The sequence below is a fragment of the Streptomyces sp. NPDC048383 genome (assembly GCF_040651775.1).
Lineage (GTDB): Bacteria > Actinomycetota > Actinomycetes > Streptomycetales > Streptomycetaceae > Streptomyces.
Genome location: NZ_JBEZKS010000072.1, coordinates 1 through 23,931, shown reverse-complemented (window position 1 = coordinate 23,931; position 23,931 = coordinate 1). Strand labels below are relative to the sequence as shown.

Genomic DNA, 23,931 nt, shown 5'->3' with positions numbered 1-23,931 from the left:
TCGCTTCCACTCGTGTGTGGCACCGGCCCGGACGGGTCGGTACGCCGCTCAGAACCGGCTCGCCCGGTGGCGGGCACGCTGTCCGCCCTTGCGGTGGACGAGCAGCAGGGCCAGCGCCATGGGCACGATCAACAGGGCCATCGTCGTCATGGTGGTGCTTCCTCTCCTCGTGGTCCGTCGCTCCCTGCCCATGTGGCCGCTGAGCGACGTCCGAAACCCGACACCTGCCCCGACACCTGCCCCGACACCTGCCCCGACGCCGGGCCCGACGCCGGCCACCACACCCCGGACCGATCCCCCCGTCGGCCTCCCGCCAGGGGCCCGGAACCCCGTACCAGGCGCAAGGATCACGCCGAATGCACGCGGAATCAGCCCATCCGGATGTTGCCGTTCCGAGGCCCCGCACGGCGCTTCCCGGACACCCTCCGAGGTGGGACGGTCACCGGTCGCCGGGGGTGGCACTGGAGGAGCGCCCGACTTCGGCCACGCGCCCCCGTACGCCTCCCGCCGTGACGTTCCCTCATGCCGGTAGCTGGGCAGCCGCTTGATGCTGATCGCTCGTCACCTGAGGGGAACCCCGATGACCAAGGTCCTGGTGCTGCACGGCGTGTGCCTGGTGAGGTCCGCCCTGGCCGCGCTGCTGAGATCCGAAAGCGACTTCGAAGTCACCTCCTCCGGCTGGCGGGCCGCGGCGCGCCAGGCGGAGTTCTTACGACCCGACGTGGCGATCGTCGACTTCGACTGTCCGGAGGTGTCGGCCGCCCTCCTCGCCGACACCGACGCCGCCGCCCGCCTGCTGCCCCGTTCGTCCACCCCCCTGATCGTCCTCGCCCGGGCCGACACGCCCGGCACGCTGCGGCGCGCCTTCCGGACCCAGGCCCTCGGCTACGTCGACAAGGACGGCTCGCCCGCCCGGCTGGTCCGGGCCATCGAAAAGGTCGCCGCGGGAGAACGCTTCATCGACGCCACCCTCGCCTCCGCCTTCATGGAGGCCGACCCCATGCCGCTCAGCCCGCGCGAACTCAGCGTGCTGGCCCGGGCCGCCGAGGGCGACTCGGTCGCGGAGATCGCCCGCGCCCTGCACCTGGCCAGCGGAACCGTACGCAACTACATGGCCGCCGTGACGAGGAAGACCGGCGCCCGCAACCGGATAGACGCCATCCGGATATCCCGCCGGGCCGGCTGGGTCTGAGCCCCGGCCCGAGTTCCCCTCGGCCGTTCGCGCCTCACCGGCGCGCGTTCCACAAGCCCACCAGATCCCGGTACAGGGGTGACCTGGCCGGGAGCTCCGCATGCGTGCCGCACACCGCCCGGGTCCCGTCGAGGACGAGGACCCGGTCGGCCCTGACGGCGGAGGAGATCCGGTGGGCGACCACCACCAGGGTGCCGGGGCGGTCCGCGAGCGCCCGTTCGGCACGCTCCTCGGTCCGGGGGTCGAGGTGGCAGGTGGCCTCGTCGAGCAGCAGCAGCGGGGCGGGGGAGAGGTAGGCGGCGGTGAGGGCGAGATGTTGGCGCTCGCCCTGGGAGAGCCGGCCCGGGTCGAGCGCCGCGTCCAGTCCGCCGAGCCGGGCCACGAGGGCGTCCGCGCCGAGGGCGGCCGCGGCCCGGTCCAGCTCGACCCCGGACACCGGGCCGGGGCACAGGTGGGTCAGGTTCTCCCGGACCGTGCCCGTGAACACGTACGCCTGCTGGGGCAGCAGCGTCCGACGGACGTCGGGGCCGCGCCCCGGGGCACTTGGCGCGGGGGCCCCCGCGACCCGTACGGTGCCGCGTCCGGGCGGTAGCAGGCCGGCGATCAGAGCGGTGAGGGTGGACTTGCCGATGCCGCTCGGCCCCACCACGGCCAGGTGCTCGCCCGGCCCGACCAGCAGGTCGAGCCCGTCGATCACGGGGTCCGCACGGGGTCCCCAGGCGAAGCTGACGCCACGGAGCTCGACGGCGGGCACGGGCGCGGGTGCGGGCGACGGCGCGGGTGCGGGCGAGGGTGAGGGCGCGCGCGTCGGCCCCGGCACGGCGGCCGGCGCCGGGAGCGGGGGCTCCGCCCCCTCCGGCTCGCAGAACCGGTCCAGTACCACCAGCAGTCGGGTGCCCGCGGCCCCCAGGGCCGTCATCAGCGCGTCCAAGGCGGGGAGCAGGGACTGCACGAGGTAGGTGAGCGCCCCGGCCACCGCGCCCGCGCTCACCCCGCGCCGGAGCAACCAGGGCGTCGCGGCGAGCAGGACGACGACCGGCAGCCGACCCGCGACGCCCAGGGCGAGCGTGCGCAGCGCGGTCCACCGCGCGAGCCGCACGGTCAGCCGCTCCTGTTCGGCGATCAGCGACTCCACCCCGGCTCCGGCGCTCGCCGCGCCCCCGCAGGCGACGACGTCGCGCAGCCCCGACGCCAGTTCGGCGGCCCGCGCGGACAAGGCCTCGTCGGTGTCGAGGGCGGACCGTTGCACGCGCGCCATCGGGTGCAGCGTGGCCAGGAACCCGGCCGTGCCCAGCAGCAGCGCGGGCAGGACGAGGACCAGCAGTACGGGCGACAGCGCGGCCAGCCCGAGCAGCGCGCCCAGGGCGGTGAAGACGAACGACCGTGCGACCAGGACGAGGCCGGCGGCGGAGTCCCGGGCCATCTCGGTCTGTTGCGTCAGCCGGGAGACCGCGCCCGCGTCACCGGCCCGCCCGGGATCCGCGACGGCCCGCCCGATCGCCTGCCGCACCGAGCGCCGCACCAGCCCGTCCCGCAGCGGTTCGACGAGATCGGCGAGGCCGCCGAACACGCCGCGCAGGGCGAGCGCGCCCAGCAGGGCGCCCGCGCCGGCCACGGCGAGCCAGCCGAGGCCCGTCCCGGTCCGGCCGGCGAGGAAACCGTCGTCGAGGGCGCGGGCCACCGCGTAACCGCCGAGGAAGGTGTGCGCGGACTCCAGCAGGGACCAGAGGGCGAGCCGGCGCAGCGCCCCGGGTCGTTCGCGCAGGAAGCGGCGGCCCTCACGGGACACCCGCCGCCAGGTTCCGTACTCGCTCACCGGACCGCCTCCCGGCCGGGCGGTTCCGGAGCGGGCCGCAGGCCCGCTCCGTACGGGCCGTCGGTACCCGGGCCACCGCCCTCGTCGGCGGACGGCCCGGCCGGTTCCCCGGCCGCGTCCGTTCCGTCGCCGAACACCGCCCGGTAGGCGGGGTCGCGCCACAACTCGGCGTGGGGGCCGGTCGCCCGGACCCGTCCCGCGTCGAGCCAGACGACGAGGTCGGCGCGGGCGGCCGAGGAGATGCGGTGGGCGACGACGAGACGGGTGCCCGGTCGGACGTCGGCGGCCAGCGCGCGTTCCACCTCCCGGGCGGTCAGGGTGTCCAGGCTCGACGTCGCGTCGTCCAGGACGAGCAACCGCCCCGCTCGGCAGAACGCCCGCGCCAGGCCCAGCCGTTGCAGCTCCCCGCCGGACATCGGCGCGTCCGCGAGCGCCGTCGCGTAGCCCTCGGGCAGCCGCCGTACGAAGCCGTCGGCGCCGGCCGCCCGCGCGGCGGCGCGCACGGCCTCCGGGTCCGGCGCCGGGCCGCTGCCGAAGGCGAGGGCGGAGGCGACGTCCGTCCCGAAGAGGGCCGGTCGCTCGAAGGCGTGGCCGACCTCCCGGCGCAGCTCCTCGGCGGAAAGTTCGTCCAGCGGCACCCCGTCGAGCAGGACCCGGCCCTCGTCGCAGGGGGTGAGCCGGCCCGCCACGGCGGCCAGCGTCGTCTTGCCGGAGCCCGAGGAGCCGACGACGGCGGCGGTCGTCCCGCCGGGGATCCGCAGGTCGACGTCGCGCAGGACCACGGTGCCCGCGCGCACGACGCGTACGCCGCGCAGCTCCAGGGTGCCCGCGCCGTCTTCGGGCAATCGGGCAGTCCCCTGCGGGAGTTCGGGCAGATCGAAGAGGGCCGCCGTGCGGCGGGCGGCGGCCCGGCCGCGGACCACGGCCGCCAGCCGTCCCGTCACGGCGCCGGCCCCGGCCGCCAGGCCCGCGTAGCGGACCGCCGCGAGGAGGCCGCCGACACCGAGTGCGCCGTCGGCGAGGCGGACCCCGCCGACGCCGAGGACCACGTACAGCAGCAGCGGCATGAGGGCGCTGGTACGGGCCATGGTCGATCCGTAGATCCGCCAGGTCCGCCGCCCCTCGGCACCGAGTTCGGGCAACCGGGCCAGGACACGGGCCTGTTCGCGCTCGGCGGTGCCGGCGGCGGCGATCGTACGGGCGCCGGCGAGTGCTTCCACGAGGCGGCCGGCCAGGGCGAGCTGCACCTCCTGGTAACGGCCGACGCTGGCACCCGAATCGCGCGCGAAGGCCCGCAACAGCAGCACGAGCAGCGGGAGTCCGGCGAGGAAGGCCAACCCGGTCCACACGTCGACGAGGAACAGGGCCACGAGTCCGCCGACCGGGGGCAGCAGGGCCACGGCCGCGCCGACGACGGCCGCCGGGGCGGCCCCGGCGGTGGTGGCGTGCGAGGTCAGCCGGGCGGAGAGTTCACCGGGGGAGTGGCGGGCGGCGTGGTGCGGCGCGGTGCGCAGCAGCCGGGCGAGGCCCGTACGGCGCAACCAGGAGGTGGAACGGGCGTCCACGCCGCCGTTGAGCCGGGCCGTCACGGCGTCGAGGAGGACCTCCGCGGCGATGATCGCCGCACACCAGGCGGTCCAGCGCGCGCCGGCGGGGTCCTGTCGCAGCAGCAGGTCGAGGGTGTGGCCGAGGACGGCCGGCTCGGCCAGGGCCGCGCCGGCGGCGGCCACCGAGCAGACGGCGCCGGCGGTGAGACGGCCGGCGCTGTGGTGAGCGGCCGCCCGCAGCGCCCGGTCGGCGCCGCGGGCGGCCGCCGCCTCACCGACGGGATCGGACGCTGTCATGGGCGGCGGCTCCAGGGGTGTGGTGCGGGCCCGGGCGGTGAACCGCCCGGGCCCTCAATGACCTGATCAGTTACAGGTCGTGATGCTCAGGCTGCTGTCGCCGCAGAGGAGCAGGCTGGCCCGGCTGCCACCGCCGGTCAGGTGCGCGGCCTCGGTGGTCTCTTCCTTCGGGGTGTCCATCGACTGCAGGTCCAGAAGCGTCATGTCTGATTCCTCTTCACTGTGGTGTTCCGATGGGTCACGGCCCCCAGGACGGGGACCGGCTCGTGGGCCGCGGCGGAGCGCGGCGGGGGGAGGAACGGCAGCTGGGCGCGCCCGCCGGGCGCGGCGCTGCCGAGGGCGAGGAGAGCGCCGGCCGTGCCCGTGGACAGGTCCATGGACAGGCGCATCATCTGCTCGCCGGGGAAGGCCAGGAAGCCTTGGTAGGGGACGGCGTGCCGGGCGAGGGCCTCCACCTGTCGGGCGATGTCCGCGGGGGCGGACCCCGGGCCCGGCGTGGTGGTGCGCGCCAGGTGGAGGATCATGCCGGCCGCGCCGCGGAACAGGCTGGGCTGCGCGTAGAACGTCGCCTGGGCGGCGCGGACGATCTCCGGCCGGGCCCGTTCGAAGCGCTCGTCCCGGGCGTGCCGCGACCAGTCGTCCAGCACCATCCCGATGCCCACGCTGCCACCGCCGAGGTAGGGCATCGTGCGCCATCCCTCGTCGACCTGGAGCGTGCCGAAGGCGCTGGTCACGCAGCGGTCGAGGTCGCGGTGCAGGGCTTCGCCCGCCCGGACCAACAACTCCTTCTCACCGGTGCGTTCGTGGAGCCGCAGCAGGAGCAGCGCGGGACCGCTGTGGCCGTGCAGGAGACCGGCCCGGTTCGGCCGGGCCGCGGGTTCGCAGAGGAGTTCGGCGCAGCGCAGGGCCGCGGTGTGGAGTTCGTCCTCACCGGTGGCCGAACCCAGGGAGTCCAGGGCCAGTCCGATGCCGGCGAGTCCGCCGTGCAGGTCCGGTCCCGCCGACTGCCAGGACTGGGAGAGGAGTTGCTCGGCGAGTACGAGGGCGCGCTCGCGGTGGCCGAGCCGCTCCAGGGTCCAGGCGAGACCGGCGAGGCCGTCGTAGAAGCCCAACGGCATGCCGGAGGCGGGCTCCTTCGTCCGGGCCAACAGCCATTCCTCGGCCTCGGGCCACGGTTCGGCGCCGGTCTCGGCGAGCGCGTACAGGACGCCGGCCGCTCCGTAGCCGAAGCCCGTCCCGCCACCGGCGGTCGCGAACTGGGCCGTGTCCCCGGGGAACAACCGGTCGTCGCGGTCGAAGGTGGCGCTCGCCCGCAGCGCGGCCGTCATCGAGGCGCGGGCCGCTTCCCAGTCGCCGGGCTCGACCGGCAAGTAGGGGCGCCGCACGGTGATCGTCCGACCGCCGGATCCCGGAGGATCCTCGGACCCGGCCGCGGGGCCGCCGTCCGGGCCGGCGAGTATCTCCCGTACCGCCTCGTCGAGGAACTCGCGCGGTACGGGGAACTGCTCGGCGGCGATGTCGGCCAGGTGCGCCGCCTTCGTCCGGTCCATCACCAGCAGGCTGGTCAGCGGCAGGAACAGGGCCAGCCGCAGACAGGCCAGGGCGTACCGGTCGACGGCGAAACCGCGCCGGTCGGCCGGGGCGACGAACGCCGGGTTGGCGACGGTCTGCCGCAGCCCCTCGTCGACGTGGGCGGCGGCCTCGAAGTCGAGCAGCGACACCGACGGCGCGCCGGTCGTCGGGTCCTCCGCGACCATCACGTTGAACAGGTGCAGGTCGTTGAAGACGATGCCGCGGGCGTGCACCGCCTCCACGGCCTCCGTCACCAGCCGGTGGACCTCCAGCGCCCACCGGGTGTACTCGGCGAGCTCCGCGGGGTCGGGGTCCGCCTCGATCAGCGGGTGCCGGCGGGCGAAGTAGGTGTTGAGGGGCTTGCCCTCCAAGTGCTGCATCACGAGGAAGTGGTGGTCCCCGACGGTGAAGGTGCCGTGCACCGAGGGCACGCAGTCCAGCCCGGCCAGCTGCTCAAGGGCCCGGCGTTCGCGGTGCAGCCGGGTCACGGCGTCGGCGCCGTCGGCCGCGAGGCCCGCGAAGGGACGCCCTTCCTTCAGGACGACCCGCTCGCCGGAGCGGACGTCCCGCCCCGCGTACACGCCGCCCCCGTTGGAGAAGTGCAGGGCCCGCTCGACGGCGTAGGGCAGGCCCGCCAGGGTGACGGAGGCCCGCTTCGCCAGGTGGGGCGCCAGGAACGCGGGCGGCTCCACCCACTCGGGCGGCTGGAACACCGGCCCCCGCGGATCCGGCACCAACCGGCCGTCCGGGGCCTCGATCGCCGGGACGAGCTCCCCGAGGTCGTCGTAGCAGTGCCGCAGGGTGAAGCTCCCGTACCGCAGGTGCACGGGACCGTCGTTCCAGCGCAGGTCGCTCAGGATGTACGGGCCCGGCTCGCCGGTCAGCAACGCGTCGAGGTCCGCCGCGACGCGCCCGCACTGCTCCTCGTCCGCCGGGTACACGGTCAGGAACTTGCCGCTCGCCGCACGGTCGGCGTACTTCGCGTTGCGCAGGTGCAGCAGGTAGCGGCTCGGCACGAACTTGAACGCGATCCGACGTTCCACGCAGTAGCGGTGCACCCGCTCCAGGACGGACTCGGCGTTGTCCAGACACGCCGAGACGTGGATCTTCCAGCCCTGGGAGGGGAGTTGGGCGTCCAGGGGGCGCAGCGCCAGCCAGTCCCCGCTGCGGTGTGTCTGCCACCCCGCCGGTACGGGGGCGAGCGCGGCCGGGTAGTTCTCCTCGGCGCGGCGGTACGGCGCGTCGTAGAACCAGCGGTCGGCGTCGCAGAAGGCGGCGTACCCCTTGTTCACTCCTGCTCCCCTCGGTCGGTGATGTCCTCACGCTGTCACGCGGACCGAGGGCCGCGACAGTCACGGCTGTCATCGCCGGGGTGTGCAGTACGCACGAGTCACCTGCCCGCCGTACCCCGCCGGGGACGGCCGAACGCCCCGACGCGGGTCCTCGCGTCGGGGCGTTCGGGCAGCTCACGGGCCGGTTCGGGGCGGCCGGAGCGGTCAGTCCTTGCTGGCCGGCTCCCAGCCCATGCCCCAGCCGTACGCCAGGTCCACCGCCTGCTGCTTGAGGATGCCGGGCGGGAGCACGATGTACTTCGCCTCCCGTCGGACGATGAGCTCCCCGCCCACGTTCTCGATCAGCGCGATCGCGGCGACCGGCGCGGGCACGGTGCATTCGTCCAGGCGCACCTCGATCGGCGGACCGACGGGCGGGTACAGCGTGGCGACGCCCTGCAGCCCCGCGAAGTTGGTGGCCCCGGCGTAGATGGACACGAACACCAGGAGGCGTTTGATGTCGGCGGTGTGATCGAGGTTGATCATGAGGTTCTCGCCGTCGTCACTGCCCCCGGTCCGGTCGTCCTGGTCCAGCAGGACGTACGGGGGCTGGTCGAACGAGCCGAACTGGTTGTTGATGGGGTGGACGATCCCCATCGTGCCGTTCTGGAGCTCCCACAGACAGGAGAGGTCGAGGTCCACGTCCGCGAGTTGGACCGCCTCCCTCCCCTTGCGCATCCAGCCGCGCGCGGGTGTGGCGGCGCTCCACGTGAGGTTGACCCGCATGCCGCCGGAGGTGGCCCCCTGCTTGGCGAGCGATACGGCGGGCGCCGCTTTCGTCAAGGTGATCTTCGACAGCCGTACGGGCTGGGTGTGCGCGGGCTGCGCGGGCTGGGGGACGTGCGGAGCCGGTGCCGCCGGCCGGTGGATCGGCGGCGGAGCCACCGGCTGCCGCACGGGCTCCGACCGCGGGGCGGGGGCCGGTTGCCGCACGGGCGCCTGTTGCGGCGGAGCCGGCGGGGCCGGATCGTCGACCGTGATGCCGAAGTCGGTGGCGAGCCCGGCCAGCCCGGAGGCGTACCCCTGGCCCACCGCCCGGAACTTCCACGCGCCGCCGCGCCGGTACAGCTCCCCGAGCACGAACGCCGTCTCCGAGGTGGCACCCGTGGCGTCGAACCGGGCCGTCTCCGCGCCGCCGTCCGCGTCCAGCACCCGCACGAACAGACCGGCCACCTGCCCGAACGTGCTGTCGGTGGAGGCGGCGATCACCACCGTCCCGATCTCCTGCTCCACCGCGGACAGCGTCACCGCGATGGTCTCCAGCGTGCCCGCTCCGTCCTGACGCCGGCCCTCGTGGCGCACGGCGCCACTGGCGTGCACGGGCTGGTTGTAGAACACGAAGTCGTCGTCCGACCTCACCTTGCCGGCAGCCGTCAGCAACAGCGCCGACACGTCCACGTCCGGCGCTCCCGGACCGCCCCGCCAGCCCAGTTCCACCCGGACCCGGGCACTCGACACCGGTACGTTGGCGCCCTTCTGCAAGGACATGTGAATCCCCCTCCACGACGTCTCCCAGTCCGTCGCAGCGTACGAGGTTTCGGTGCGATCGCCTCCCCGAAGGGGCCGATTGCCGCCACTGCGGCCCAACTTGCCGAACCCGGCCGCGCCGCCCGCCACGTCCGTCGTGGCCGATCCGCGGCCGGCCCGGGGCCGGGACCGCGATCCGCGGCGGGGCCACCCGGCATGATGGGCGGGTGATCACCATTCATCTGAAGTACGAGATCGACGTCGACAAGCTCGCGGACTTCGAGGAGTACGGGCGCCGTTGGGTGCACCTGGTCAACCGGTTCGGCGGCACCCACCACGGCTACTTCCTGCCCAGCGAGGGCGACAGCGACATCGCCTACGCCCTCTTCTCCTTCCCCGGCTTCGCGGCCTACGAGCAGTACCGCACGGACAGCATGTCCGACCCGGAGTGCCAGGCCGCCTTCGAGCTGGCGCGCGAGACCCGCTGCATCAAGCGGTACGAACGCCGTTTCCTGCGCCCGCTGGAAACCCCCGGCGACTGAACGGCCCGCCGGCCGCCCCGCCGGCCGCCCCGCCGGGCGCCCTCACGCCTCGCGGTCCATGACCCGCCGGGCCGCCTCGGCCTCCGCGGCGGGCGGGGACAGTTCGTCGAGGGTGTCGAGCTCGTCGTCCGACGCCAGCTCCCGCTCCCAGGCACCCGCGAGGCGCTCCTGATCGGCCCGCGGTCTGCCGGCGACGGCCTCCCGCTGCCGGGGTTCCAGCGCCGCGAGGAACCGCCCTACCGCGTCCGTGGACATCCCGTACTCCTTCTCGGTCGGGGCGGGCAGCGCCGGAACGCGCTGCCGTGCCCGGCCCAGGATGCAGAACCGCCCCACCCCCGCCACCCCGACACGTCGCCCGACCACCCGAATGCCCGACCCTCCCGCACCCGCGCGCGCGGCGGGGTGAGGCGGGTCGGGGCGCGGATGGTCATCGATCCTCGGTCGCGTGAGGAGTTCTTAGCATCAGAGGCCAAGTATTCGTTTCCGCCCCGGACGGACGACTACAAAGAACCGGACCGAACCAGGCCCGGCGACAAGGGCGATGTGAACCCGTCGTCGACCGGGGTGATGTCAAGGCGGTGGATGTGGCGTGCGCGAATGCGGCAGGATCGAACCGGCTGCGACGGGATTTCCGGTGGGGAACGCGAGTTCCGATCTCCTCCAGCTGACGGATGCCGTCGTGCTGAAACCCGTTTCGTTTTCCGTGGAGGACGCCCCGGTGGCGGAATATCGGCTCCTCGTGTCGGCCGTCCGGTCCAGTACGGCGGAGGCGTTGTGGTTTCCCCGAAGAGCGGGGAGCGGGGCGGAAACCGTGCGGTACCTGCCCCTGAACATTCGGTTGAGGGGCTTGTCCATCGAGTTGTACATCGAGTTCCTCGCACGGAATTCGGACGTTCGGATCGTCGGCTTCCGCAACACCTTCGAGAACGGGCAGGCCCCGCCGGAGGCCTACTTCCGGCACGTACGGGACTCGGCCGCGCCCCCGGGCATGCTCCGTACGGCAGCCCTCCCGTTCGGCGGTGGCCCGGCCGCCCTGGAGGCGGTGGCCGGCGTCGGGCGTACGGCCTTGCCCGTGGGGCGCCGCCCCATGATCAACGCGGTGATCTGGTTGCACCGCAACAGCGACCCCAGGTGCACGGCGCGCGGAATCCTCGTGCTGTCGGAAATGCTGTGCGCGGCGGCCCGTTCCCCTCGATTGGCGGACGACGTCTCACGTATCTGGATGACCGGTGGTCCTTTGTCGATCGCGCCGTGGGCAGCCGCGTGACCGGCGTGCGATGAATTCTTCCAAGAATTCCTCGAAGGAGCACCCATCCGAGGGTGTCGTGGCTTCGAAGGAGGGGCGGAGAGCCTCTCCTTCCGTTCATCCCACCCGCGCGACCCGTGATTCCCGTCCCGGGAATCCGAGGAACAGGAGCGAATGTGATAGTCAAGCGTGCCGGCAGCCGCCTCGCGGTCATTTCCGTCGTACCCGCCGCGGTGTTCCTGACCCTGGGCCTTTCCGGTCCGGCCGTCGCCGATGAGGGCAAGGCGTACCAGATCGACCTGGCGCAGTTGAACGACTCCGGGTCCCGTGGCACGGTCATGCTCAGCCTCAAGGGCAAACTGCTGACCGTCCGGATCGAGTCCGAGGGCATGGTGCCCGGGCAACCCTCGGCCCAGCACCTGCACGGTTCGACCAAGGGGCACGACTTCCACTGCCCCGACGCCGGTGACGACACGAACGGCGACGGCATCCTCAACAACACCGAGGCGACCGTCGACTACGGCGACATCAACATCTCGCTCACCACGTCCGGTGAGACCAAGGCGACCAGCGGTCTCGCCGTGGACCGCATGCCCGTCGCCGACAAGCAGGGCAAGCTCTCCTACCAGCGGACCATCACCGTCGGTCAGGACGTGGTCGACCACATCAAGGACCTGCACGTCGTGCAACACGGCATCGACCGCAACGACAACGACAAGTACGACTTCGACGGCGCCGGCAAGAGCGAACTCGATCCGAAGCTGCCCCAGGAGGCCACCGCCCCGACCAACTGCGGTGAGGTCAAGGGCGCTGCCGTGGGGTCCATCCCGGTCGGGGCCATCGAAACCGGTGGTGGGGACCCGGCGGCGGACGCGGCGGTGCCGCTGGCGACGACGGCCGGAGCGGCGGTCCTCGCGTACGTGGCGATGGCGGGCGCGATGACGCTCGCGCGCAAGCGGGTCACCGTGCACCCGGGCCGTACGAAGACCGAGGACGGCGCCGCGTGACGGGCGTCGGAGCCCGCGAACCGCGGCCCCGGACCCGCCGGATCGCGGGACCCGTCGTCGGGGCGGCCCTCGGCGCGTTGCTGCTGGCCGGATGCGCCGGCCAGGACCCGGCGCCCCCGAACCCGCAGGGGCAGGCGGCGGGGAGCGGAGCACCGGCCGACGGGGCGGCGAAGCCGCCCAACGGGGAGCCGTCCGCCGGCCACGGGGCGTCCCCCGGGGCCGGACCCCCGGACGGGACGGGCGCGGGCCGGACCGAACCCGTCCTCGCCCGGTCGGAACCGCAGAAGATCTCGATCCCGTCGCTCGGCCTGTCCAGTTCCCTGGAAACGCTGAGGCTGAACGGGGACGGAACGATGCAGACCCCGAAGGACCCCGCTCTCGCGGGCTGGTACGAGCCGGGGCCGACGCCCGGCTCCCAGGGCCCCGCCGTGATCGCCGGGCACGTCACGTGGAACGGCGCCTCGGCCGTCTTCGAGAAGCTGCGGACGATGAAGGCGGGCGACACCATCAAGGTGACGCGGCGCGACAACAAGACCGTCACGTTCACGGTGAACAAGGTCGCCGAGTACCCGAAGGCCCAATTCCCCACGCTGGAGGTGTACAAGAACCTCGACCACGCGGGTCTGCGACTGGTCACCTGCGGCGGCGACTTCGACCCGAAGAAGCACTACTACGACAGCAACGTCGTGGTCTACGCCAGCATGACGGGGACCGCGTGACCGCAGGCGTCCAACGACCGCGGACCTGACGGGACCTGTGGACCCGTCAGGCCGGCTGTCGCGTGCGGGACGTGAAGTGTCCGCGCGCTCCGGGGAGGTGCATGGACACGACGGCTGCCGCGGCCGTCAGGTCGGGCAGCGCCGAGAACAGCGTCCAACCGTCCGGCCACGGCCCGTTCACGCCCGAGTCGGCGAACGTGAACAGCAGCCTCAACAGGGTGAGGACGGTCAGGACGGTCCGGGCCCACCCGTGGCCGGCCCTCATGTACCGGCCCCCGGCCGGCCCGGCCGGATCGGGCGGGGGCGGTCACGGGGTGTGGCGGTGCCGCGCTCGGTCGCGGCCGCGGAGCCGGACCGTCACGAAGGCGACCAGGCCCACGACGGCCAGCACCAGGACCGCCTTGGACAGGACGCCGACGTACGTCTCCACCACGTCCCACTGGTCGCCCAGCCAGTAACCGGCCATGACGAGGACGCTGTTCCAGATCAGGCTGCCCAGCGTCGTCAGCATCAGGAACGTGGACAGCGGCATCCGCTCCACGCCCGCCGGTACCGACACGAGGCTGCGGAAGACGGGCACCATCCGGCCGAAGAAGACGGCCTTCGTACCGTGCTTGGCGAACCACTTCTCGGTGCGCTCCAGATCGGAGGCCTTCACCAGCGGCAGCTTCGCCCAGATCGCGTGCATCCGCTCGCGCCCGAGGAGCATGCCGATCCAGTAGAGGGCCGCGGCGCCCACGACCGAGCCCAGGGTGGTCCAGAACAGCGCCGAGGGCAGGCTGAGGACGCCCTGCCCGGCGGCGAAGCCGGTCAGCGGCAGGATCACCTCACTGGGCAGCGGCGGGAAGAGGTTCTCCAGCGCGATCGCCAGGCCGGCGCCCGGGCCGCCGAGCGTCTCCACGAGGCCGGTGGCCCAGCCCGCGAAGCCGTCGGTGGGTTTGTGGGGTATCGCCGCGGTCGTGAGGGTCATGGGGAATCTCCAGAAGGCGGGTCCGGTCGACCGGGGCGGTTGCCCCGGCTCCCGTTCATGCTGGAAACCGCAGCTCAGTGCCGGTATGAGGCTGTCCGTCCGACCCGGTGGGATTTACCACGGTACCCACCCCGCGGAAATCCGCGGGATGCCGGGTCACCGCCCGACCGGTCGGGCGGCGAGCTGCGCGAGCGGCAGGGGCGCGATCCGGTCGGCGAAGGCGTCGGGGAGCCGGTGCCCGACGCCTTCGAGCACCCCGGCCGTCGGCCGGCAGCCCCGCCCCGGCGACGTCGCCGGGTGGCCGGACGCCACCGAACGGCGGAACTCGGCCGGACCCGCGCGTCCCGCCGGGCCGGGCCGCCGCCCCCGCGCACCCGCCCCGACGTACGTTGCAGCTGTCATCGCGCAGGCCGGAACCAGGAGTACGGGGGCACCGTGGGCACAGAGGTCCGGGAGATCGAACCGCGGACGTTCTTCGGACACCCCCGAGGACTCGCGACGCTGTTCCTCACCGAGATGTGGGAGCGGTTCAGCTACTACGGAATGCGCGCCCTGCTGGCCGTCTACCTGGCGGCTCCGGTCGCCGAGGGCGGCCTCGGCTACTCCACCGGCACCGCGGTGGCGATCTACAGCGTGTACGTCTCCATGGTGTACCTGCTGACGCTGCCCGGAGGGTGGGTCTCCGACCGCTTCCTCGGGCCCCGGCGGTCCGTCACGACCGCCTGCGTGATCATCATGATCGGGCACTTCCTGCTGGCCGTGCCCACCACCGCGTTCTTCTTCGCCGGCCTGTTCTTCGTCGCGGTCGGCTCGGGCCTGGTCAAGGCCAACATCTCGACGATGGTCGGCCACCTCTACCAGGGCCCGCTGGAGGAGCGCCGGGACAGCGCCTTCACGATCTTCTACATGGGCATCAACCTCGGTGCCTTCTTCGCCCCGCTGGTCATCGGCACGATCGGCCAGAAGGTCAGCTACCACCTCGGGTTCGCGGTCGCCGGCGTCGGCATGGCGCTCGGGCTGGCCCAGTACCTGTTGGGCCGGCGTTCGCTGAGCCCGCACAGCGACCTCGTCCCCTCCCCGATGGGTGCGGCCGACCGGCGATCCATGGTGCGCAAGGGGCTGCTCTGGCTGCTCGTGCCGGTCGTCTTCTACCTCGTCGTCGGCCTGTCCGGGCACTACACCCTCAACTGGGTGATGGTCCCGCTCACCGTGCTGGGACTGGTCTTCCCCGCGTGGACGCTCACCCGGATCCGGCGCGATCCGGAACTGACCGAGGCCGAGAAGTCCCGGGTGTCGGGCTACATCTGGTTGTTCGTCGCGGCCGCCATCTTCTGGATGGTCTACGACCAGGGGGGCTCCACCCTCAACATCTTCGCCGACGAGAACACCGACACCACGCTGTTCGGCTACGACTTCCCCTCCAGCTGGTTCCAGTCGCTGAACCCGCTGTTCATCATGGCGCTCGGCCCGGTCTTCGCCTGGCTGTGGCAGTGGCTGGCCCGCCGCGACCGCGAGCCGTCCACCCCGGCCAAGTTCGGCCTGGGACTCGTCCTGGTGGGCCTGTCCTTCGCCGTGTTCCTGCTGGCCCTGGCGGCCGCGGAGGGCGGCGCACAGGTCACACCGCTCTGGCTGGCCCTGATCTTCCTGATCCAGACCCTGGGCGAGCTGTGCCTGTCGCCGGTGGGCCTGTCGGCGACGACGAAACTCGCGCCGGAGAAGTACGGGAGCCAGATGATGGGCGTCTGGTTCCTCGCGGTGACCGCCGGTGACTGCGCCACCTCGCTCGCCGCCATCGCCGGGGCCAACCTGAACGCCCTCCCGGTCGTGGCGGTGGAGGTGCTGGTTGCCATCGGGGTGGGCGTGGCCGTGCTGCTGTCCCGCAAGGCCGTGGCCGCCCGCTTCCTCGGCCACCACTGACGCCCCCGGCCGCGTCCGGTCGGCAGCGACCGGCATCACCCGGTGCGGGGCGGGTGAACGGATACGGGCCTCTGCGCGCGGTGATCCCCACCGTCATCGGCCAGGTCGCCGCCTGACCGCCGACCACCAACTCGCCTACAACCGCATGATCGCGGAGATCGCCCACGCGCGCGGACTGTCCGTCGGACTCAAGAACGACCTGCCGCAGATCCCGCAACTGGTGAACGACTTCGACTTCGCGGTCAACGAGGAGTGCGGGCCGTGTTCCACGTCGAATACGTGGGATCGACCTCGGGATTCTGCGGCGAGGCCCGACGCCTCAAACTGTCCTCGATGCTGAAGAAAATGGAGCTGGACACCTGGCGCGAACCCTGCTGAACCAGGGGGCCCCAGCGGGTTCTCCCCACGGCGGCCCGGCCGCCGAGGAGGGCGCACCCGATCGGCTCGACGGGCACGCCCGCGGTCGCGCTCCGGGGTCGGCGGTGGTGGCGGGTGGACGGCGACGCGGGGACTGACCGGCCACCGCCGCCGGGATCCTTTCGCGGCGCCTCTCCGCACCAGGCCCGCCCGCACCCCGCCGTCCCGCGCGCGGTGGACGCGGTACTCACTCGGTGTCCTCGACCGCCAGGCTCAGGGCAAGGGTCTGCAGGAGGTCTTCGGTGGACGTGTCGAGGCCGGCGGCGTCGAGCGCCGTGGCGACGACGTCGAACGCCAGGATGAAGCCGTTGACCAGGGCGTTGAGCGGCTGCGAGACCTGCCGCAACACCGCGAGCCCCGTCTCCTCCAAACCGGCGTCGACCGGCACCACGAACTCCGCGGGGATCACCTCTCCCAGCAAGTCGGAGACGAACTGGCTGTCGGCGCCGGACCTGATGGCCGTGAGCGCGGCGATCGCTTTGAGCTGGATCTCATTCTCCGTCATCGGGCCGAGCCTAATCCGCGCTGCGCCCGCCGCAGTTGAAGCCGGTCGGCGCGCTGGCACCGAATTCGCCATTCGGCGGGTTCACCGACCCCCGGTGGCCGACGACGTGTGGATCCGGCCGGCGGCCATGACGCCACCGGGAGTGACGGCGTATCAGCGGCCCAGGGCGTTGCGGAGGGTGATGCCGTGGCGTAGGCGTAGCCGGCGCACCTCCCAGACGGAGAGCGCGGTCACCGACAGGGGGCCGCCGAGCATGAAGGTGTACAGGACCAGCGGTGGCGCGGCGACGTCCGGGCCGATGAAGAGTTGGAAGGCGAGCAGCGACCAGACCAGCAGCGGCGAGATCAGCGCGGGGAGCATCTGGTGCACGTCCCCGGCCCGAAGGCAGGTGAAGACGCACATGCAGGCGGAGAACAGGGTGAAGGGGATCGAGCACAGCAGTACGGCGATGGACAACAGCCACCCGACGACCAGCAGGAGGAAGGCCACCACCTTGGCGAGGAACCCCTCGCCGAAGATCGGGGTGATGACGGCTCTGAAGATGTCGATCGTGATGAGCTCGCCCTTGAGCGACCGGATCGATCCCCACGTGCCCAGTGGGCCCGCGACGAGCAGCAGGACCAGCGTGATCGGCCTGCGCAGCCGCTCGGCGAAGTCCCGGCGTCGGTCCCGGGTGCTCGCGATGAGGAAGGCGGTGATGCCGACCACGCTTCCGGCGGCCAGGATGGCGCAGGCGAAGCCCAGTTCGACGATCTTGCCGAGGACGAATTCCGCTCCGCCGTTGCTCAGCGGATACGACACGATCAGCCAGATGCCGGCGCCCAGGCCCAGCGCCATCCGCAGGTGCTGCACCTTGCGGATCACCTGATCGTGCACGCGTCCGGCGATGGGGGCTTCGTCGAAGCTCGTCCACCAGGCTCGCAGGAACGCCATCGGCGCACCGCCGCGCGCCGACCGGTCCCCGTATATCGCTCTGGTCCCACTCACTTCGTGCCTCCGGGCAACGTGCTTGCTGTACAGGCTCCGTGGGGCGCGGGGCACGCGCCACCATGAGGCATCGAACACCCTATCGGGCCGTAGGTGGGGTGCCGTGCCCCGCGCTCGCGCCCGGTCGACGGCGACGGCGACGGCGACGGGAACGGTACGGTCGCCCGCGATCGTGAGGGGCCATCCGGAGGAGGGCGGGCGTGTCCGAGCGCCGGGGCGGTCGTCCGCGCGGATAGTCGTGTGGGGCGCTGAAGGCGCTGAGCGCCCGCCGGTCATTCGGTGCCGGTACGGATTCGTGGAGAGCGGTGCAAGGATGAAGAGAACGGTACTCGTGTGCACGGTGGGGGCCGCCGTGCTGTTCGGCCCCGGAGCCGCCACGGCGGGGGCCGCCGGTCAGTACGCGGACGTCCCCGCGCTCAGCGCGCCGAGGGCCGCCCACCCCGTCGGGGAGGTGGTGTCCGAAGCCGCGCTCTACGTCCGGCAGAAGCCGACCGTGTACTCGGACGTCGTGAAGGTGCTGCGTCCGCACCAGCGCATCCTGCTCAACTGCCAGAAGCGGGGCGGCTGGGTGGACGGCAACCCCGTCTGGTACCGGATCCAGGGCTTCAACGGTTGGGTCTCGGCCCGCTTCGTGCACAACCTCCAGCCGGTCCGCTCCTGCTGAACCCGGCCCGTCGCGCTCCCGGCGGTACGCGTCCGCCGTTGCCGTCGGCCCGTTTCCGCGGTCCTACGGCAGCGGCGGGGGCGTCGCCTCAGCGACGCAACTGGTTCGCCCAGTCCTGCGGGACGCGGTCGGCGGGTCCCGGCGATGGTTGGTCCGACGGGTGGCCGCCCGGCGGCTTCAGCTCCGGCCCCGACTCGAACATGGCGTCGGTGGCGTAGTTCCAGAACCATTCCTCGCCCGGCTCGAAGCTCTGCACCAGCGGATGGCCGCTCGACTTCCAGTGCGCGGTGGCGTGTTGGCCCGGTGAGGAGTCGCAGCAGCCGACGTGGCCGCACTGGGCGCAGCGCCGCAGGTGGAACCACCAGCCGCCCGCCTCGTCGCAGTCGGCGCAGCCGGGGCCGGTGGGCGGGACGCTCGGGTCGATGCCCTCGATGCCGTCGATGCCGGTCATACGGAGTCCTCCTCGGTGGTGTCGGTTTCGGAAGCCTCGGGGAACACCTCGGCTTCCGGGGCGGTCAGTGGGAGCAGCACCTGGAAACGGGTGTCGCCCGGCACCGATTCGACCTGGAGGCTGCCGTGGTGCTTGCTGACGACGATCCGCCAGGAGATGTCAAGGCCGAGACCGGTGCCCTCGCCGACCGGTTTGGTGGTGAAGAACGGATCGAAGATGCGGTTGCGGACGTCCGCCGGGATACCGGGCCCCGTGTCGCGGAACTCCACCAGCAGCCGGTCCCCCTCCCGTGCCGTGCGGACCGTCAACACGCCCTCGCGGCCGGTGCTCCCGATGGCGAAGACGGCGTTGTCGATGAGGTTGGTCCACACCTGGTTGAGCTCCGCCGGGTAGGCCGGTACGTCGGGTAGGGAGCGGTCGTAGTCCTTGACCACCCGCACGCCGGAGCCGATCTTGCCGGACAACATCAACAGGGTGCTGTCGAGCAGTTCGTGGACGTCGACCACGCGGTGCGGGGCGCGGTCGAGTTGCGAGTACTGCTTGGCCGCGTCCACGAGGTGGGAGATGCGGGTGGTGGAGTCGTTGATCTCGTCCATCAACAGCTCTGTTTCGACCGTGTAGTTGAGCCAGCCGATCGCCCCCGGCAGGATGTCCTCGTCCACGGCTGCCGCGACCTGCTCCAGCCAGTCCGTGTCCAAGCCGGCCTGCACGAAGGTCGGCGCGACCCGCCAGCCGTCCGTGACGCCGTGGTCGTCGAGCCAGTCGGCGAGCTCGTCCTCCCGGTCGGACGCCTCCAGCGGGCTCAACGACGGCGCCTTCGCGACGCGTTCGGCGGTCCGCTCCTGGATGTCGATCAGGCCGGCGAGCACCTCGCGCGGATAGGGTCCCTGGGCGATGACGCCCAGCTTGTGCCGCATCTTGCCCACCCGCTCGCGCAGTGCCGCGGTGGCCCGTACCGCCGCCGCGGCCGGGTTGTTCAGCTCGTGGGTGAGACCTGCGGACAACGATCCGAGTGCCAGCAGCCGTTCGCGCTGTCCGATCGCCCGTTGGGTGTTCTTCGATCCGAAGAACAGACCTTCCAGCAGGTGCGCGGCCATCGGGAACCACTCCCGCATGACGTCCGCGAACGACTGCGCGGGCAGCACGAAGAACCGCGTGGGCTCGGTCACCCGCATCGAGTTGGTGTACGTCTGCGGCACCCGGTCGCCCAAGTACGCCTGCATGGCGCCCGCGTACACCCCGCGTTGCGAGGTGCGGCTCACCTCGACGTCGTCGCCGCCCACCCGGCGGGCCAGTACGACGGTGCCCTCGATCATCACGTAGAAGCAGGTGGCCGGGTCGCCCTCGGTGTACACCGGTCCCACCTCGAACCGTTCCACCCGCCCCTGCGCACACAGCCGGCCGAGCTGCTCCGGCGAGAGCTTCTCGAACAGGAACAGCGAGCTGATCTCCTGCGGCGCGCAGGGCATGACCTGCCCGCTCACGACTGCTCCAGGTACCGGTGGACGAGCATCACGGCCATGGCTCCCTCTCCGACGGCTGACGCGACGCGCTTCGCGGACTGGGCGCGCGCGTCACCCGCCACGAACACGCCCGGCACGTTGGTCTCCAAGTGGTAGGGCGCGCGGTCCAGTTCCCACTCGGCCGGCGGCCGCCCGTCCGGCGTGAGGTCCGGGCCCGCCAGGATGAAACCGTGTTCGTCGCGCAGCACCGTCCCGTCCAGCCAGTCCGTCAGCGGGGCCGCGCCGATGAACACGAACATCCACTGGGCGTCGACGAGTTCGGTCGCCCCGCTGTCCACGTCCCGCAACGTCAACTGCTCCAGGTGCCCCTCGCCGTGCGCCTCGTCCACGACGGTCCGGGGGCGCACCGTGATGTTCGGCGCCTCCTCGATCTGCTGGATCAAGTAGTACGACATCGAGGCGGCCAGGGACTCCCCGCGCACCAGCAGCGTCACCGACTTCGCGCCCCGCGACAGGTACATCGCCGCCTGCCCGGCGGAATTGGCACCACCCACGACGTACACGTCCTGCCCCTGGCAGGAGGCGGCCTCGGTGAGCGAGGAGCCGTAGTACACCCCGCAGCCGGTCAGGGAGTCGCAACCCGGTGCGTGGAGCTGCCGGTACGAGACGCCGGTCGCCAGGATCACGCTGTGCGCGGCGACCGCGGAGCCGTCGGAGAAGCGGACGACGCGGGCCGCACCGTTGACCTCCAGCCCCGTGACCTCGCGCGCCGTCAGGATCTCGGCGCCGAACCGGCCGGCCTGCCGGCGGGCCCGCTCGGTGAGCTGCGCGCCCGATACGCCGTCCGGGAAGCCGAGGTAGTTCTCGATGCGGGAGCTCTGCCCGGCCTGCCCTCCGGTGGCCGACCGCTCGATCAGGACCGTGCGCAACCCCTCCGACGCCCCGTACACGGCCGAACCGAGCCCGGCCGGGCCGCCGCCGATCACGACGAGGTCGTAGAACTCGGCGGTCGGGGTCGTCGCGAGCCCCACGCGGGCGGCCAGCTCGGCCGGCTCCGGTTCGACCAGCACGCCACCGTCGGGCGTCACCACCAGCGGCAGCCGCTGCCCGTCGACCCCGGCCGCCTCCAGCAGCCGGCGGCCCTCCGGCTCGTCGGAGGAGTACCAGCGGTACGGCACCTGGTTGCGGGCCAGGAACTCCCGGACCGCCGAGGAGGGCGCCGACCAGCGGTGCCCGACCACCTTGGTGGCGGGTACCGGCCGGTGGTCGCCGGCGCGCCAGGCCGCGAGCAGGTCGTCCAGGACCGGATAGAGCTTCTCCTCCGGCGGGTCCCAGGGCTTGAGCAGGTAGTGGTCGAGGTCGACCACGTTGATCGCGTCGATCGCCGCGTTGGTGTCGGCGTACGCGGTGAGCAGCACCCGCCGGGCGCCCGGGTACACGAGCATGGCCTCTTCGAGGAACGCGATGCCGTTCATCTGCGGCATGCGGTAGTCGGCGAGGATGACCGCCACCAGATCGCCGCGCAGCTTCAGCTCGCGCAGCGCCTCCATCGCGGACTCCCCGGACTCGGCGCGCACGATCCGGTACTCGGCGCCGTAGCGCCGCCGCAGGTCACGGGCGATGGCGCGGGATACCCCCGGGTCGTCGTCCACGGTAAGGATGACGGTCCGCGCCGTTTCGGCGGGCTGTGCCATACGTCGTCTCCACCCCGAGTGCTGTGGGCGGGCGGCACGGCGTGCCGCCCGCGCCGGTTCCCGCCCATCGTATGTTCGATCGTCCGGAACCGCTCCGGGACGCCCGGGCCGTGCGCTCCCGGTACAGCCGCGGTCGCCGGCGGTCAGCCGCGCTGCCGGCCGGGGCGCCGGGTCAGGAGGTCGACCCCGCCGGTGCCCATCGCTCACCACCGAGCGGGAACTCGAAACCGGGGCGTCCGTTGTGCCCGCTGGTACGGAACGGCTTGCCGTTGTGGTCGATCGTGACGGTGCCGTGCCGGGAACCGCTGGACCAGGCCAGCTCCAGGTACCAGCTGACGTCGTACGCGGAGGCGTCCGCCTTGACGTAGAACACCTCGGGTGTGGACTCGCTCACCATGAACGGGAAGTTCCGCTCCCCGGCCACGGGCGCGAAGGCCGGCCGCGCGGCGTCGAGGGCCACGGTGAAGGAACGCGTCGGCACACCGGCGCCGCAGCCGACGCCCGGATAACCCATGGCGTAGTCGTTCCAGGGCAGCGGCGTCCGCTTGCCGGCCGTACGGACCGTCATGCTGTCCAGGACCACCGTCTCCTTGCCCGTGCCCTGAAGGGTGAGCGTGACGTACTGCTCGCCAGCGGGCACCGCTCCGGACGCCGCCACCCACGCGGGCGCGTCCCGCTCCAGGGGCGGCGGGCCCACTTCGGTCGGGGGCTTGTCGATCAGGTAGTGCCCGGAGGGCTGCGGCGGGGGCGGATCAGGAGCCGAGGGCGTCCTCGACGCTCCGCTGCCAGTAACCGACGGTCAGCGAGCTGTCGTAGTGGACGCACGGGGCCGCCCCGTCGGCGCCCTCTCGGGTACGCCGTCCCCCGCAGGGGTGATCATGACGCTTACGGGTAGCCGCAGGGCGTGATCACCGTCGGTGTGGAAGAGGAATACCTGCTGGTCGATCCCGCTACAGGGCTCCCGGCGCCGTACGTGGAGGACGTACGCCGTACGGCCGGACTCGGGCTCGTCGCGGAACGCGGCGAGGTTCAGGACGAGCTGCTCCAGGCGCAGATCGAGGTGGCCACACCCGTGTGCACCCGGTTGGAGGAGGTGGGCGGTCACCTGCTGCGCCTGCGCCACGCTCTGACCTCGGCCGCCGAGGCGAACGACTGCCGGATCGCCGCCACGGGCGCCGCACCCCTGCGGGGGGCCGTCCCCATCCCCGTGACCGCGAACGCCCGGTACCGGCGGATGGAGGGGACTGCCCGGCAACTGGTCGGAGAACAGCTGATCAGCGGGATGCACGTGCACGTGGGGGTACCCGACCGGGAGACCGGTACGGCCGTGCTGAACCGGATCCGACCGTGGCTCGCCACCATCCTCGCCATGTCCGGGAACTCGCCCCTGTGGAACGGCGAGGACACCGGGTTCGCGAGCTGGCGCACCATCGTGTTCGGCCGCTGGCCGGTCAGTGGACCCCTACCGCACTTCGACGACCAAGCCGACTACGAACGCCGCCTCGACGCCCTACTGGAGTCGGGGGTGATCGAGGACCGGGGCCAGGTGTACTGGCAGGCGAGGCTTTCCGAGCGGTACCCGACCGTCGAGATCCGTTGCGCGGACGTACAGCTCCAGGCCGACGAGGCGGTGATGCTGGCCGGGATCATCCGCGCTCTGGTCGCCACCGCGATGACGGAGGAGAAAGCCGGGGTCCCCCTCGCCGTCACCGCGCCGGAGCTGGTCCAGGCCGGCAACTGGCACGCCGCCCGGTACGGCCTGAGCGGCACCCTCCTCGATCCGGCGGGCCGCCCGCACAGCGGCGGTGACGTGATGTGCGCACTGCTGCGCCACATCGGGCCCGCACTGGAGGAGGCGGGCGATCACCGGGAGGTGAGCGCCCTCGTCACCCGGCTCCTGCGCGAGGGCACGCCCGCCGACCGCCAGCGCCGCGCGCTCGCCGAGGGCGGGCTGCCCGGACTCCTCGCCCTGATCACGGGCGGCTCCGCCTGATCACCGGGAGCTCCGCCCGATCACGGACGGCTCTCCCTGATCACGAGCGGCCCTCCATGGTCAGCGCCGGGCCGGCCCGATCACGGACGGCTCGACGCCGTGGAGGGCCCGCACCCCCGGGAGTGCGGGCCCTC

Annotated in this window: 22 protein-coding genes and 2 pseudogenes; 9 read left to right on the top strand and 15 right to left on the bottom strand. The window is 72.6% G+C overall.

The features are described 5' to 3' along the window. The first annotated feature begins 580 nt into the window (after nt 1-580). Complete coding sequence (locus AB0D46_RS34130) at nt 581-1,192, top strand: response regulator transcription factor (protein WP_362883342.1); 612 nt, start codon at nt 581-583, stop codon at nt 1,190-1,192. 34 nt (nt 1,193-1,226) lie between these two features. On the opposite strand, the gene AB0D46_RS34125 is transcribed toward AB0D46_RS34130, so the two are convergent. From AB0D46_RS34125 to AB0D46_RS34105, 5 genes are all read right to left on the bottom strand, one after another. After that, a complete protein-coding gene (locus AB0D46_RS34125; RefSeq protein ID WP_362883341.1) occupies nt 1,227-3,008 on the bottom strand; it encodes an ATP-binding cassette domain-containing protein in 1,782 nt (593 codons plus the stop codon). Then, entirely contained in the window at nt 3,005-4,852 is a 1,848-nt protein-coding gene (locus tag AB0D46_RS34120; RefSeq protein ID WP_362883339.1) for an ABC transporter ATP-binding protein, read from the bottom strand. The genes AB0D46_RS34125 and AB0D46_RS34120 overlap by 4 nt, the downstream gene beginning before the upstream one ends. A 66-nt stretch (nt 4,853-4,918) precedes the next feature. Continuing rightward, nucleotides 4,919-5,056 (bottom strand): SapB/AmfS family lanthipeptide, encoded by a 138-nt coding sequence (locus AB0D46_RS34115; RefSeq protein WP_281204780.1) that lies wholly within the window; start codon nt 5,054-5,056, stop codon nt 4,919-4,921. Next, nucleotides 5,053-7,716, bottom strand: coding sequence for a class III lanthionine synthetase LanKC (gene lanKC, locus AB0D46_RS34110; RefSeq protein WP_362883337.1), 2,664 nt, complete (start codon nt 7,714-7,716; stop codon nt 5,053-5,055). The genes AB0D46_RS34115 and lanKC overlap by 4 nt, the downstream gene beginning before the upstream one ends. Nucleotides 7,717-7,920: 204 nt before the next feature. Then, a complete protein-coding gene (locus tag AB0D46_RS34105) occupies nt 7,921-9,243 on the bottom strand; it encodes a TerD family protein (protein WP_362883335.1) in 1,323 nt (440 codons plus the stop codon). A 206-nt stretch (nt 9,244-9,449) separates the two neighbouring features. Between AB0D46_RS34105 and AB0D46_RS34100 the strand changes: the two genes are divergently transcribed. After that, nucleotides 9,450-9,764 carry an NIPSNAP family protein gene (locus AB0D46_RS34100; RefSeq protein ID WP_362883333.1) on the top strand — a complete coding sequence of 105 codons (315 nt, stop codon included), beginning with the start codon at nt 9,450-9,452 and terminating at the stop codon, nt 9,762-9,764. A gap of 42 nt (nt 9,765-9,806) precedes the next feature. On the opposite strand, the gene AB0D46_RS34095 is transcribed toward AB0D46_RS34100, so the two are convergent. After that, on the bottom strand, nt 9,807-10,019 hold the full coding sequence (locus tag AB0D46_RS34095) for a hypothetical protein (protein ID WP_362883332.1): 213 nt from the start codon (nt 10,017-10,019) through the stop codon (nt 9,807-9,809). 592 nt (nt 10,020-10,611) lie between these two features. Between AB0D46_RS34095 and AB0D46_RS34090 the strand changes: the two genes are divergently transcribed. The 3 genes from AB0D46_RS34090 to AB0D46_RS34080 all read left to right on the top strand — a co-directional run bounded on the left by AB0D46_RS34090 (nt 10,612) and on the right by AB0D46_RS34080 (nt 12,736). Then, on the top strand, nt 10,612-11,031 hold the full coding sequence (locus AB0D46_RS34090; protein ID WP_362883330.1) for a ribosome-inactivating family protein: 420 nt from the start codon (nt 10,612-10,614) through the stop codon (nt 11,029-11,031). A 155-nt stretch (nt 11,032-11,186) separates the two neighbouring features. Continuing rightward, complete coding sequence (locus AB0D46_RS34085) at nt 11,187-12,017, top strand: hypothetical protein (RefSeq protein WP_362883328.1); 831 nt, start codon at nt 11,187-11,189, stop codon at nt 12,015-12,017. Next, a complete protein-coding gene (locus AB0D46_RS34080; RefSeq protein ID WP_362883327.1) occupies nt 12,014-12,736 on the top strand; it encodes a class F sortase in 723 nt (240 codons plus the stop codon). Before AB0D46_RS34085 ends, AB0D46_RS34080 begins: the two co-directional genes overlap by 4 nt. A gap of 46 nt (nt 12,737-12,782) precedes the next feature. Here the strand turns inward: AB0D46_RS34080 and AB0D46_RS34075 are convergent, their stop codons facing one another. The 3 genes from AB0D46_RS34075 to AB0D46_RS34065 all read right to left on the bottom strand — a co-directional run bounded on the left by AB0D46_RS34075 (nt 12,783) and on the right by AB0D46_RS34065 (nt 14,108). Next, nucleotides 12,783-13,001 carry a hypothetical protein gene (locus tag AB0D46_RS34075; protein WP_362883325.1) on the bottom strand — a complete coding sequence of 73 codons (219 nt, stop codon included), beginning with the start codon at nt 12,999-13,001 and terminating at the stop codon, nt 12,783-12,785. Between the two features lie 42 nt (nt 13,002-13,043). After that, nucleotides 13,044-13,706, bottom strand: a complete 663-nt coding sequence (locus tag AB0D46_RS34070) for a DedA family protein (protein WP_362883324.1) — start codon at nt 13,704-13,706, stop codon at nt 13,044-13,046. 156 nt (nt 13,707-13,862) lie between these two features. Then, entirely contained in the window at nt 13,863-14,108 is a 246-nt protein-coding gene (locus AB0D46_RS34065; protein ID WP_362883322.1) for a hypothetical protein, read from the bottom strand. A gap of 33 nt (nt 14,109-14,141) precedes the next feature. Here AB0D46_RS34065 and AB0D46_RS34060 point away from each other — a divergent pair, with 33 nt between their 5' ends. Together AB0D46_RS34060 and AB0D46_RS34055 are read left to right on the top strand one after the other, a co-directional pair. Next, complete coding sequence (locus AB0D46_RS34060; protein ID WP_362883320.1) at nt 14,142-15,623, top strand: oligopeptide:H+ symporter; 1,482 nt, start codon at nt 14,142-14,144, stop codon at nt 15,621-15,623. Between the two features lie 112 nt (nt 15,624-15,735). Then, a pseudogene (locus AB0D46_RS34055) lies at nt 15,736-16,001 on the top strand (endo alpha-1,4 polygalactosaminidase); the annotation flags it as partial. A 226-nt stretch (nt 16,002-16,227) separates the two neighbouring features. Here the strand turns inward: AB0D46_RS34055 and AB0D46_RS34050 are convergent. Beyond that, a complete protein-coding gene (locus AB0D46_RS34050; RefSeq protein WP_281204769.1) occupies nt 16,228-16,545 on the bottom strand; it encodes a hypothetical protein in 318 nt (105 codons plus the stop codon). A 153-nt stretch (nt 16,546-16,698) separates the two neighbouring features. Further along, nucleotides 16,699-17,478 carry a hypothetical protein gene (locus AB0D46_RS34045; RefSeq protein WP_362883318.1) on the bottom strand — a complete coding sequence of 260 codons (780 nt, stop codon included), beginning with the start codon at nt 17,476-17,478 and terminating at the stop codon, nt 16,699-16,701. Nucleotides 17,479-17,845: 367 nt separating this feature from the next. On the opposite strand from AB0D46_RS34045, the gene AB0D46_RS34040 reads away from it, so the two are divergent. After that, on the top strand, nt 17,846-18,196 hold the full coding sequence (locus AB0D46_RS34040) for a hypothetical protein (RefSeq protein ID WP_362883316.1): 351 nt from the start codon (nt 17,846-17,848) through the stop codon (nt 18,194-18,196). Nucleotides 18,197-18,284: 88 nt separating this feature from the next. Here AB0D46_RS34040 and AB0D46_RS34035 read toward each other — a convergent pair whose 3' ends face one another. The 4 genes and pseudogenes from AB0D46_RS34035 to AB0D46_RS34020 all read right to left on the bottom strand — a co-directional run. After that, nucleotides 18,285-18,647 carry a UBP-type zinc finger domain-containing protein gene (locus tag AB0D46_RS34035; protein ID WP_362883314.1) on the bottom strand — a complete coding sequence of 121 codons (363 nt, stop codon included), beginning with the start codon at nt 18,645-18,647 and terminating at the stop codon, nt 18,285-18,287. Then, nucleotides 18,644-20,131, bottom strand: coding sequence for an ATP-binding protein (locus tag AB0D46_RS34030; RefSeq protein ID WP_362883312.1), 1,488 nt, complete (start codon nt 20,129-20,131; stop codon nt 18,644-18,646). Before AB0D46_RS34030 ends, AB0D46_RS34035 begins: the two co-directional genes overlap by 4 nt. Further along, entirely contained in the window at nt 20,128-21,804 is a 1,677-nt protein-coding gene (locus AB0D46_RS34025; RefSeq protein ID WP_362883310.1) for an FAD-dependent oxidoreductase, read from the bottom strand. Before AB0D46_RS34025 ends, AB0D46_RS34030 begins: the two co-directional genes overlap by 4 nt. 172 nt (nt 21,805-21,976) lie before the next feature. Continuing rightward, nucleotides 21,977-22,528, bottom strand: a pseudogene (locus tag AB0D46_RS34020) (transcriptional regulator); the annotation flags it as partial. 180 nt (nt 22,529-22,708) lie between these two features. Here AB0D46_RS34020 and AB0D46_RS34015 point away from each other — a divergent pair. Then, nucleotides 22,709-23,797, top strand: coding sequence for a glutamate--cysteine ligase (locus AB0D46_RS34015; protein WP_362883308.1), 1,089 nt, complete (start codon nt 22,709-22,711; stop codon nt 23,795-23,797). Nucleotides 23,798-23,931: the final 134 nt, after the last annotated feature.